Origin of the sequence: Lachnoclostridium edouardi, assembly GCF_900240245.1 — a bacterium.
Classification (GTDB): Bacteria; Bacillota; Clostridia; order Lachnospirales; family Lachnospiraceae; genus Lachnoclostridium_A; species Lachnoclostridium_A edouardi.
In genome coordinates this window covers 1892251-1904180 of record NZ_OESQ01000001.1, presented here as the reverse complement: position 1 = coordinate 1904180, position 11930 = coordinate 1892251, and the positions used below count along the sequence as shown (strand labels likewise).

The window sequence follows — 11930 nt, the reverse complement described above, 5'->3', positions numbered from 1 at the left end:
CGACTCCCTCACCGTTTTTACAGCAGGCACACTGGAAAAAACAGTTTTTCCTTAAACAGGAACCGTTGCCGTCTGTTATTACAGGGCAACGTCAGCCCTCTCAATCTCCCCGAAGCGCTGGATCGACCAGGTATACAGCAGCACAAGATCTTCATCGCCGGTGTTGACATACTTGTAGGGCTGGCCCGGCTGGTTGTACAGGGTGATTTCACTGCGGAGCGGGTAGGTCTTGTCCGGATAGATGGCCAGCCCCTTGCCGCTGCGCACCACAATCATCTCGTCGCAGTTTTCCACCGCGGTAAAATTCTCCAGAGGAATAGAGGCGCCGGGCTGCAGCGTAACCTCCGCAAAGGTCAGGGGCTGTTCATTGTTTTCAAACAGGACTCTGATATCTACGCCGGGATAGGGGCAGGGCGTGGGAGGAACGTCGGCAGCCCGGGTCACCTTCCATTTGTCGTTCAGGTGTTTATCCACATTTTTGTCGAATTCAAAGCGATCCACTGTTCCGGGCGCCCGGTTGTAAATGGCCAGGATCTGCATGTTTTTCGGAATCAGGCTCTGCATACCGTGGGGCTGGCCGGGCTGATGCACCAGTGCATCGCCGGGATTCATGGTCACATGGGTTCCGTCAGGATAGGTCAGGTCACACACGCTGTCCAGCAGGTACTCCACCTCCACGCAATTGCTGTGGTAGCAGAAGCCCACCGGCGCCACTTTGGTCACCGTTCCCACTCCCGCGTCCTGCGTAATGCGGAGCAGTCCGATCCGATCCGTCCGCCAGAGTGCTCTGTTGACATTGCCGCCGGAGCCCTTCGCCCGGCTGTCCCCATCATACTCCATAGTTCTCAGGTTCAGGCTGTTGCTGCCGTCTATTACCTCGTACATAGTTCTCCTCCTCCAAAATAAGCACCGCTGTGCATTTGTAGTTTAGCTTGCTCAAAATGTGCACGTGAACAATTTTGATAGGTTCATTGTATCCAAATTCACATATTCTGTCAAGAAATTTTTATAAAAATTAAAAATTTTGTCAAAAACAAACAAAAATCTGATACGTTTTTTATCAAAATGTATCAGATCACGAGCACATTTCTCTATTTATTTAAATGCGCATCTGAGCGCGGGAGTTTGACACTTCTTTTTAACATCCTATCACAGAATTCCTTTATTTAAGCCAATCAGAGCTTATTTTTTTGTCAAAATTTTTAAAATTATTAGTGCGCTTTTGTACGCTTTGTGGTATAATAAGATTATATCGCAAAAGGAGTTGGTTCTCATTTATATTTCACTTACTGGTAATTCAGATAACAAAGATGTCTATATTAAACGTTCATTCCGGAAAAGCAACGGAAAAACCGCTACCAAAATCCACAGAAAGCTTGGAAAGCTCAACGATCTCTTACAGCAGTTTTCCGGAGATTATGATGCTATGATGGCCTGGGCAAGGTCAGAGGCAGAAAAGGATACCATGGAATACAACGCTAAAACAGGCGATGTTTCTGTTTCCCTATCCAAAAGTGCTTATATTCCAAAAAATGAAGAACGCTGCTTTCCGGTTGGATATTTGTTCCTTCAAAAACTGTGTACCGAATTAAAAATCGATTCCATTTGCCGCAAGATTTCCAAACGTCATAAATACACGTATGATTTCAGCGCAATTCTTACGGACCAGATTTTTTCAAGAACCCTGTCACCTTCCAGCAAGATGGGCAGTTACTCTTATTGTCAGACGCTGCTTGAACCACCTAAGTATGAACTGCAGAACCTCTATCGTGCACTTTCCGTTATGGCTGAAGAATCCGACTTTATCCAAGAGGAGTTATACTTCAATTCAAACTTTGTGCTTCCGAGGAACAAAAAGATTCTTTACTACGACTGTACGAATTATTACTTTGAAATCGAGCAGGATGATGATTTTAGAAAGTATGGGAAAAGCAAAGAAAACAGACCAAATCCTATCGTCACAATGGGATTATTTATGGATGCGGATGGCATCCCCCTTGCTTTTGACGTGTTCCCGGGAAATCAGAATGAACAGACCACTTTAAAACCTTTAGAAACAAAAATCATACGCGACTTTTCATGCAGCGAGTTTATTTTCTGCTCAGATGCCGGGCTTGGCAGTAAGGCAAATCGAAGATTTAACAGCTTTGGAAACCGTTCTTATGTCATTACACAATCCTTGAAAAAAATGCACGAGGAAGATCGGCAGACCGCCTTAAATCCAAAACAGTTTCGCAGACCCGGTTCCAATAAGTTCATCGACATATCCACTCTGGATGAATCCGATCCGGATATTTACGAAACAATCTTTTACAAGGAAGTACCTGTTGTAACTGGCGACATGGATGAAGTTGTCATCGTAACCTATTCTCCAAAATACAAGGCATACCAGAAAAGGATCCGCGAACAACAGATAGCACGCGCTGTAAAAATGATGGAACAGCCCGGTAAAAAAAGACGCGGCAAAAATCAGAACGACCCTGCCCGTTTTATAAAATCCACTGCTGTAACAAAAGATGGCGAGGTCGCAGGCAGGAACATATATGACCTGGATTTAGACCGTATCTCTGAAGAAGAAACGTATGACGGATTTTATGCAGTTATAACAAATCTTGAAGGAGATGTTGGAGAAATCTTAAAAATTAACAGACAGCGTTGGGAGATCGAAGAAAACTTCCGCATCATGAAAACAGATTTTGAAGCACGTCCTGTCTATGTCAGAAGGGAGGATCGCATCAAAGCACATTTCCTGATTTGTTATATCAGCCTGCTTGTGTACCGGCTGCTCGAGAAAAGAATCGGGAATAACTATACCTGTAACGAGATTCTGAGCACTCTTCGTTCCATGCAGGTAACACTTCTGTCAAAGGAAAGCGGCTATATTCCTTCCTACAAGAGAACCGATATGACAGATGATTTACACAAGGCATTTGGCTTTCATACGGATTATGAATTTATTTCAAAATCAGCTATGCGAAGCATAATAAAAGCTACTAAAACAGAAGAAGCAAAAAAATAGCACAAATCGTTTCCGGACATAAAATGGCTACAAACCCTATAATTACTGGATTTGCAGCCATCTTTTAATATCGCAAGTGTCAAACTTGAAATTGTATCAGAATTCACATATCCCGTCAAGAAATTTTTATAAAAATTAAAAATTTTGTCAAAAACAAATAAAAATCTGATACGTTTTTTGTCAAAACGTATCAGATCACGAGCACATTTCTCTATTTATTTAAATGCGCATCTGAGCGGCTTTCCGGTAGCTCTCCTTGATGTAAATGTCAAATCCTATATCAATTTCATTCTTCACCACTTCTGTGCTGCGGAAGAAATATTTGAAAAAGTTATTAGCGATGATAGCCCCCAGTTGGTAGGGACAGCTGGAGATAATCCCCGCAATGATTCCCGAATAAAGGTATTTTTCTATGTCCGCATTGATGCCGTTGCTGATCAGAATATAGCGGCGCTTCTGCTCCATCTCCTGGAGGATCTGCACAATATAGTCCATCTTGAACGGCGCATAAATTGCGTCGGGCTGAAACGTCTCCAGATACTCTTTCAGTATCCTCTTATACGTACTCCGGCTGATATTGTCCGCCTCAACATTAAGTACCTCAATTTCCGGGCAGTTCTGACGAAGCCAGCGAAAGAAGCCCTTCATTCTCAGGCTGCTCCACTCATAGCCATCATCGTATGAAATCGCCAAAATTTTCCCCTGTCTTTTGATTAAACTAGCCAAATATGCAGCGGTTGCCTCCCCAAATTCATAGCAATCCGGCCCAACATGGCACAACTCCGCATTTTTACTGACTGCGTCCAGCGTCATCAGAGGGATCTCGTTTTCACGGCAGTAGGCGGTCACCAGATCCATATTCTCCTGCCCCAGGGCGGAAAAAATCACGCCGTCAGGCCGTTCATTCCCCACCACCTCATAGAACTGATCGATCTGCTCGTGACACTTATTTCCCCGGAGCTTGATGTCGGTAACAAAGACTTTAATCTGAAAATTATACCCGCTCCAGAGCTTGACCGCATCCTGCATGCCTTTGATAATCATGTCGCTATAGCCTTCGTCGATGGTCCCGACGATGAACGCATAGACAACTTTGCACTTTTTCATTGCCAGGGTCGCAGCCGCACCGTTGTGAACATATCCCATCTCTTTGGCTGCAGCCAGGACCCGCTCCCGGGTCTTGGCGCTGATGTTTTCTCCGGAAAACGCCCTTGCCACCGTGGTTCTCGTGATATTCAGCTTTTCAGCAATGTCTGACTGACGAATTTTTTTAGTAGCCATTTTTTACACCCCAAATTGTGCACGTGTATCAATTTTTTATTTATTTTATGGTATCTATGAGAAAATGTCAAGTCCCGTCTTTAGAAGTTAGCACTAGAAATCTTTAGGAGTATTTTCTGCTCTGAAGCCTCACAAATGCCTTTAAATAAGGCTTTTTTTATTGCAAAAAAACTTTTCAAAATTCTTTTTTTGCGATATACTAATAGTGTNTCCCGTCTTTAGAAGTTAGCACTAGAAATCTTTAGGAGTATTTTCTGCTCTGAAGCCTCACAAATGCCTTTAAATAAGGCTTTTTTTATTGCAAAAAAACTTTTCAAAATTCTTTTTTTGCGATATACTAATAGTGTTAGTGGTGCTATCTTTTTGAGGAGGGATTCTATGGCATATTTTTTAAAAAAGACAACTTTAAAAGGCAGAACTTATCTTGCGATTTATGACAGTTTTTATAATCAGGAAAAAAAGGGGGCAGCTCACAAATGCTACAAATCCCTTGGCTCTGTAGAAACACTGAAAAAGAACGGCATGGAAGATCCAATCTCTTTTTACCAACAAGAAGTAGCTCTCTTAAACCAGCAACGAAAAGAAGAAGGTGTCCGCAAAATTTCTGACATTTCTCCAACTCTTTATCTTGGATACTTTCCACTGAAAGCAATCCTTGAGAAATTAAAAATCCAAAAGTATGTGAATTATTTTCATCTTACATATGATTTTCAGTTCGATCTTTATGAATTGATTTCTACATTAGTCTACGCAAGAGGTGTATGCCCATGCAGTAAAAACAGGACATTCCACGATGTGCTTCCCAATCTGTACCATTCGTCGCATTATTCCTATGATCAGCTTCTTGATGGTCTTGCCTTTTTGGGAGAAAACTATGAAAAGTTTATCGAGATCTTTACTGTACAAACTGCGGCTGTTTATGGACTGGATACTTCAAACTCTTACTTTGATTGTACGAATTTCTATTTTGAAATAGACAGGGAGGATGATTTCAGAAAAAAAGGACCGAGCAAAGAAAACAAAAAGGAACCCATCATCGGTCTTGGGCTCCTTTTGGATCGGAACCAGATTCCGGTCGGTATGAAGATGTATCCGGGAAATGAGTCAGAAAAACCCATTCTACGTGATGTGATTGATGGACTTAAAAATAGGAACAATATCATGGGAAAAACCATCCATGTCGCAGACAAAGGACTTAATTGTGCACAAAACATTGCGTTTTCAAAACAGAATGGAGATGGTTATCTGTTTTCAAAATCTGTAAAAACCTTGCCTTCGACAGAAAAAACCTGGGTATTATTAGAACAGGATTACAAAGATGTCAAAGATAAAAGCGGAAAACTTTTATACCGCTATAAAAGCTGTATTGATACTTTTCCTTATTCCATAGAGTATAACGGAAAAAAACAGACCATTATGCTTACAGAGAAACGCCTGGTTACCTACAATCCTTCCCTTGCTGCAAAAAAAAGATATGAAATAAACCGCCTTGTAGAAAAAGCAAAAGCACTTACCCTGTCACAAGCCAAAAGGAATGACTTTGGAGAAGCAGGAAAATATGTGGATTTCACAGATAAAACAGGAAATAAAGCAAAAACAAGGATTAATCAGGCTGCCATCGATAAGGACCTCGAACTTGCCGGATACAATCTTCTGGTCACATCCGAAACCCAGATGACAGATCAGGATATTTACTGTACTTACCATAATCTGTGGAGAATTGAAGAATCCTTTAAGATTATGAAATCAGACCTGGATGCACGGCCGGTATTTCTTCAAAAAGAAAATACGATTAAAGGCCACTTTTTGATTTGCTATTTAACAGTTCTCTTAGAGAGGATTTTTCAATTTAAGATACTGGATGAAAAATATTCAACTTCAGATATATTTAGATTCATTAAAGATTTCAGGGTAACAAAAGGCGAACATAAATATATAAACACCACAAGGGATTGTACTTTTATAAATGACCTAGCTGATAAATTTCATCTTCCTTTAACGAATTACTTTCTATCTGAAACTCAAATAAACACCATTTTTAATTATAAACTATAATAACAAACACAGAAGGACTGCCGCTAGCAGTCCTTCTAAACCTTAAAGTTTGCACTATTTTTTAATCTCTGATACCAAAGTCAGGTTTTATGGTATCTATGAGAAAATGTCAAGTCCTTTCACGAAAACAACTTGTCGACCGTATAATGATGGACTTTCTGCCCTCACCCTCAAGGCCGGGCCATTTGCTCCGGCCTCATCCCTTGGCAGTACTGGCTCCAGCACAGTTCTGTACACTGACGAATCTGGGAAAATCGTCGGCAGGCTGCCTCCACATCACCGTACACTTTCCAGCAGCCCACATACCGGCTGCCCCGCCCGCTATTTTGGAGAAATCCCGCCACATCTTCCGGCGGATAGCCCAGAAACAGACCGATCTCATGGGGAAAGCCCCGTCCCGGAGCCAGCCGGCGCAGCAATTCTTCCAAACAGAGATCCACACCGCCCTTTGGATAACCCAGCAACGTCAGCAAGGACATCGCCTCCGGACAACGCAGCTCCCTCTCCAGCACCCGGCGACGGTAGAGCAGCACAAGAGCAGCTCTGCTTTCCCGACGCACCGCCGTCAGTGTCAGCCCCTTCGGGCGAAGCCGTCGGTTTTCCTCAAGCAGCACAGGCGCCAGCGGCATATCGGTTAAGGGCAACCGGAACAGGCTGCCGCTTTTCAGCCCCACCAGCGTGGGTGCACCGTAACGCACCAGATGAGCTTCCATAGACACGCCTCCTTTTCTCCAGTGTTTGCTGTCCAAGAAAACTTTACCCCCGTTTTCCCCCTTTTTTAGGGAGGAAAGTTTTTCTGATGCAGGAAAATTCATCAAAAAAGCACCTCAGGTTTCAAACATCAATGATGCATACCCTCCTCTCCCTTTTGTGATAATTTTTCCAAGATGGGACACAATAGAGGCAAATCCAACCGGAAGGATGTGCTTCCCATGAAGAATAAACACATCGGCCCCCAGACTGTCGCCCTGGCCGCACCACCCTCTGTGGTGGCTTTTTCCAACATCGGCGGCAAAATGGAGAGCCAGGGGCCGCTGGCCTCTTACTTTGACGAACTGTGCCAGGACTCCTTTTTTGGCCAGAAGACCTGGGAAAAGGCAGAATCCACCATGCAGGAAAAAGTGCTCAATCGGGCGCTGAAGAAGGCGGGTATGGATGCCAGCCAGCTGGACTATGTACTGGCAGGAGATCTGCTGAACCAGTGCATCGGTTCCTCCTTCAGTCTGCGCTCTTTTGGTATTCCCTTCTACGGCCTCTACGGCGCCTGCTCCACCATGGGGGAGAGCCTGGCCCTTGGCGCCATGCTCATTGACGGCGGCTTCGCCTCCTTTGTAGCGGCCATGACCTCCTCCCATTTCTGTACCGCCGAGCGCCAGTATCGTATGCCCGTACCCTATGGCAGTCAGCGCTCCCCTACCGCCCAGTGGACAGCCACAGCCTCCGGTTGCACCATCCTGGGGCACCAGGGTGACGGCCCCTATATCACCCACGTGACCTGCGGCAAAATTGTGGATATGGGCATCACTGACGGCAATAACATGGGCGCCGCTATGGCTCCCGCCGCCCATGACACGCTGAAAGCTCACTTCCAGGCTACCCACACCTCGCCTCAGGACTACGATCTGGTGGTCACCGGTGACCTGGGTGCTCTGGGCTCAGAGATTCTCATGGATTTGTTCCGGAAGGACGGTATTGATATGACGCGCAATTATCAGGACTGCGGTATGCTTCTTTTCGACTTGCAGGCACAGGATATGCATGCCGGTGCCAGTGGCTGCGGCTGCTCCGCCTCCGTCCTCAACGGCTATCTGCTGCGGGGCATGCGTGAGAAACGATGGCAGCGGCTTTTGTTCTGTCCCACCGGTGCGCTGCTGTCCCCTACCTCTTCCTTTCAGGGTGAGAGTGTACCCGGCATCTGCCATGCGGTCACCTTCTCCACAGAACGGTGATAAACCAAAAAGCCAGGCAATTCTTTTATTTCCATCATCAAAAAGCTCTGTGACGGGCTGGATATTTCTATTGTTGCATTCTTCGATGATCATATATTCCGAAATCCAGAGCGGGAACTGCGATGGCATGTATAGCTCACCGGGATTGTGAAATACTACCTGTAAATCATTTCCGGGAGGCCTCATTCATGGAATATCTCAACGCATTTCTCTGCGGCGGGCTGCTGTGCGCCATTGGGCAGATTTTCATTGACAAAACCCAGCTGACTCCTGCCCGTATTCTAACGGGCTATGTAGTGACCGGTGTGCTGCTGGGCGCAGTGGGAATCTATGAACCCATTGTCAAATGGGGCGGCGCAGGCGCCACTGTTCCACTCACCGGCTTTGGCTATAACCTGGCTAAGGGCGTGAAAAAAGCAGTTGGCAAGCAGGGCTGGCTGGGAATTTTTACCGGCGGACTTACTGCCACTGCCGGCGGCATTGCAGCTGCTGTACTTTTCGGTGTGCTGGCCGCCATTCTATTCCGTCCCGGCGACAAGCGATAACTTGCCTTCTTCAAAAGGAAAAAGGGAGCCCTCCTTTGGCAACGCCCACTAAGGAAGTTTTTTAGGTAAGGTACGGTGTAACTCAGTAAAATGGGTTACACCGTATTCTTTTGCCCTTATGCTACGAAACGGAATTCCTGCGGATTTACCCGTATTTCTTCCATCATAGCAAGGATTTCCTGCTCAGTCGGAATATCAATCATTCCCACTGCTGTAAAGTAAATATCAACTTTTACATAACAATGACCGCTTGACTTGTCGTTATTGTGGACTTCGATACGCTCTATAAGGGAATTTACAAGAGTTGGTGTATCATATTGATCACCGTAGGCATCCTGTATGCACCATGCGGCATTTCGCTCGTGATAAGAACGAATTTCCTGTCTTGCTTCGTAAAGTTCAATGGGGTCAAATTCAGCCGCCTGCTCTTGCAGCTCGGCGTACTGTTTCAGAGCATTGTCCAGTTCAGCGGCGTACTTGGCTTCGCTGGCCTCCAACTTTTTCAGTCCGTCCTCCAAAGTGCGGATTTGTTTTTTGAATACCTCAGCTGTCACATCTTCGGGGTATTGGAGTTGTCGGAGCAACATTTCCTTTTCCGAACGCAGTTCCTCTAAATCTTCCGTCAGCTCGGCAATGCGGACAGTCAGCGCTTTGTGACGCTTCACACGGTATACTGGCAATTCCTTTTTCTCAGCGACAAGCACCCTGCGCTCCTTGCTCTTTTCCTTGATTTGCTGCACCAGGCCGGTGTAACGCTCCAGCTCCGGTTTCCATACAGCGAGAGATTTCTGAATATGAGATTTCCCGCTGCGAATATGAGAGAGCTGATAGCAGAAGATCAGCACACGGCTACGCAGTTTTTCCAATCCCTCCGCAATGGCGGGAGCAGTACGGGCAACCAGTGCGGCCAACTTTTTGATTTTGGCTTTCAACTCCCGCAGCAGCGCATTGTCGGCCTTGATCTGCCGGTTCAGTTCGCAGCGGTCAGATATAATGCCCTTGCGCTCCAACGCTGCGCTGCCACACCCTCATGGATAGTAGGTATCTCATCCAGCCCCCGTGCGGCGTTGCTGCGGTGGTCAGTGCGTTCCTCACGACCGGCGCGTTCCAGATAACGGTTAGTCACGTCTGCCCACGCCGCCCGCCATGCCGCAAGCTGTTCTTCGCTGTTCTAGCGCTCGGAGATGGGATTTTGTCTGCCGTAACGGGTGCTTTTAGGATGCTTGTCAGCCTGAACAAGCCCCTGCGCCTCGGCAGCAGACGGCGTCATATACACTTTCTTTTTGCCGACCTTGTAGGGATATTGCTTCTTGAACTGCACCCCAAAAGTTGGACAAGAAAGTCAACGAAAGGGATGCAGAAATCTATGGGAAAAGAATTGTTCAGTGAGGAATTAAAATTAGCGGTTGTTCAGTATGTACTGGAAGAGCATACACGCAAAGAGGCATCCGAGAAATTTTGCGTATCCTGTACGCCAATTGAAAAATGGGTAAACTTGTATAAGCTGCATGGTACAAAAGGACTTCTAAGCAGAAATCTGGTTGGCCGACAAAAAGGCTTTGATGGCGAGTTTCGCCTAAAAGTGTTACAATACAAGCAGGAACAGTCGGAGCTGCAACAGGAAAACAAGCGGCTGTCAGAAGAAAATTACCGGTTAAGAATGGAGAATGATTACCTAAAAAAATTAAACGCCTTAATTCAGAAGCGGGAAAAACCCGAATAAGCGATGTTGTGGCTGCTGTTACAGAATTAAGGCGTGATTATCCTCTGGCAGCATTACTTAAACTGGCCGGCATTCCCCGAAGTACATACTACTACTATTCCCGGAAAGCCAATGCTGTGGATAAATACGCAAAAGAAAGGGCGGAAATCATAGCAATTTATCAGGAGAATCAAGGCCGGTACGGGTATCGGCGGATTGGTATGGAATTACGCAACAGGGGCTTTTGTCTGAACCACAAGACGGTACAAAAGCTGATGAAGGAATCAGGCCTGAAATATATGGTACGAATGAAAAAGTATCGTTCTTACCGTGGAGAAGTCGGCAAGATTGCACCAAATCTACTGGCTAGAGATTTCCATGCGGAAAGGCCGAATCAGAAATGGGTAACTGATGTGACTGAGTTTTCCCTGTTTGGAAGCAAACTTTATCTCTCTCCTGTGCTTGACCTGTATAATGGTGAGATCATCAGCTATGCCATCAGTGAACGGGCTAATTACCGCCAGGTGGATGAGATGCTGGATAAAGCGTTCTCCCGGCTCCCGGACAGCAGCGGGCTGATCCTTCATTCGGATCAGGGCTGGCAATATCAGAACGTTAGGTATCAAAAAAGACTGTTAGAAAAAGGCATTCGGCAAAGTATGTCCAGAAAGGGAAACTGTCTGGACAATGCGGTTATGGAAAACTTTTTCGGACTGTTAAAATCGGAATTGCTATACCTGCGGACGTTCCAATCATTAGACGAGTTCTGCCAGGAACTGGTCGCTTATCTTGAATACTATAACTACAACCGAATCAAAGAAAAATTGAATGGATTAAGTCCTGTCCAATACAGAATTCAAAACGGCTTTGCCGCATAACTCTTGTCCAACTTTTGGGGGTCACTTCACTTGCGCGTCCTTGACGGCTTTCCCTGTCTTTGCTGTCGGGCAGCCAAGAGAGCGCAATCGGATAAACCGCTTACGCTCTCTATCCAGTATGGAATGTTATGCGATAAAGAGTGCTTCTCGCTTGATTTAAACGGCATTACAGCGGAGATAAGGGCAGGAGTAAGGGTTTTATACTCCCACCCTTAAAAATAAGGTTCTACTGCGTAACATAACAAACGATATTTTTATATTGCCGTTTCCGTTCCATTCCTTTCCATTCCGGCGGCTCTGCCGCTTTGCCTTGCCCCAAAGGAGAGGGATTAGGGAATGGATATTTAATTAAATCCGTATTTGGTATTTCTTTAGTTATTTATATCTTTATTTAATTGCGTTGGATTTTCCAACGTAGGTTTTTCCAATGTTGGATAATCCAATGTAGGCTTTTCCAACATAGGAAAATCCAAGATAGGCGGTCTATGCTCCCTCGGATAA

The 11930-nt window shown here is 45.4% G+C and carries 9 protein-coding genes and 2 pseudogenes; 5 read left to right on the top strand and 6 right to left on the bottom strand.

Features of this window, described 5'->3' with window-relative positions:
• Window positions 1-78 precede the first annotated feature (78 nt).
• Window positions 79-885, bottom strand: a complete 807-nt coding sequence (locus tag C1A07_RS09000; RefSeq protein ID WP_101876807.1) for a cupin domain-containing protein — start codon at window positions 883-885, stop codon at window positions 79-81.
• Window positions 886-1273: 388 nt separating this feature from the next.
• Here C1A07_RS09000 and C1A07_RS08995 point away from each other — a divergent pair, with 388 nt between their 5' ends.
• A complete protein-coding gene (locus tag C1A07_RS08995; RefSeq protein WP_101878100.1) occupies window positions 1274-3019 on the top strand; it encodes an IS1634 family transposase in 1746 nt (581 codons plus the stop codon).
• A gap of 219 nt (window positions 3020-3238) precedes the next feature.
• Here the strand turns inward: C1A07_RS08995 and C1A07_RS08990 are convergent, their stop codons facing one another.
• Window positions 3239-4300, bottom strand: coding sequence for a substrate-binding domain-containing protein (locus C1A07_RS08990; RefSeq protein WP_101876806.1), 1062 nt, complete (start codon window positions 4298-4300; stop codon window positions 3239-3241).
• Between the two features lie 378 nt (window positions 4301-4678).
• On the opposite strand from C1A07_RS08990, the gene C1A07_RS08985 reads away from it, so the two are divergent.
• A complete protein-coding gene (locus C1A07_RS08985) occupies window positions 4679-6355 on the top strand; it encodes an IS1634 family transposase (protein WP_101875548.1) in 1677 nt (558 codons plus the stop codon).
• 170 nt (window positions 6356-6525) lie between these two features.
• Here C1A07_RS08985 and C1A07_RS08980 read toward each other — a convergent pair whose 3' ends face one another.
• Window positions 6526-7068: a DUF3793 family protein gene (locus C1A07_RS08980; RefSeq protein ID WP_180952216.1), complete on the bottom strand. Its 543-nt coding sequence runs from the start codon at window positions 7066-7068 to the stop codon at window positions 6526-6528.
• A 219-nt stretch (window positions 7069-7287) separates the two neighbouring features.
• Between C1A07_RS08980 and spoVAD the strand changes: the two genes are divergently transcribed.
• Both spoVAD and spoVAE read left to right on the top strand, forming a co-directional pair.
• Window positions 7288-8304, top strand: coding sequence for a stage V sporulation protein AD (gene spoVAD / locus C1A07_RS08975; protein ID WP_101876804.1), 1017 nt, complete (start codon window positions 7288-7290; stop codon window positions 8302-8304).
• Window positions 8305-8492: 188 nt separating this feature from the next.
• Window positions 8493-8849 carry a stage V sporulation protein AE gene (gene spoVAE / locus C1A07_RS08970; RefSeq protein ID WP_101876803.1) on the top strand — a complete coding sequence of 119 codons (357 nt, stop codon included), beginning with the start codon at window positions 8493-8495 and terminating at the stop codon, window positions 8847-8849.
• Between the two features lie 116 nt (window positions 8850-8965).
• Here the strand turns inward: spoVAE and C1A07_RS16655 are convergent, their stop codons facing one another.
• Together C1A07_RS16655 and C1A07_RS16760 are read right to left on the bottom strand one after the other, a co-directional pair.
• Complete coding sequence (locus C1A07_RS16655) at window positions 8966-9859, bottom strand: DUF4368 domain-containing protein (RefSeq protein ID WP_330399473.1); 894 nt, start codon at window positions 9857-9859, stop codon at window positions 8966-8968.
• Complete coding sequence (locus C1A07_RS16760; protein ID WP_334293507.1) at window positions 9820-9975, bottom strand: MobA/MobL family protein; 156 nt, start codon at window positions 9973-9975, stop codon at window positions 9820-9822. The genes C1A07_RS16655 and C1A07_RS16760 overlap by 40 nt, the downstream gene beginning before the upstream one ends.
• 240 nt (window positions 9976-10215) lie before the next feature.
• Between C1A07_RS16760 and C1A07_RS08960 the strand changes: the two are divergent.
• A pseudogene (locus tag C1A07_RS08960) lies at window positions 10216-11429 on the top strand (IS3 family transposase).
• Window positions 11430-11688: 259 nt separating this feature from the next.
• Here the strand turns inward: C1A07_RS08960 and C1A07_RS16400 are convergent.
• Window positions 11689-11914: pseudogene (locus C1A07_RS16400) on the bottom strand (helix-turn-helix domain-containing protein); the annotation flags it as partial.
• Window positions 11915-11930 lie beyond the last annotated feature (16 nt).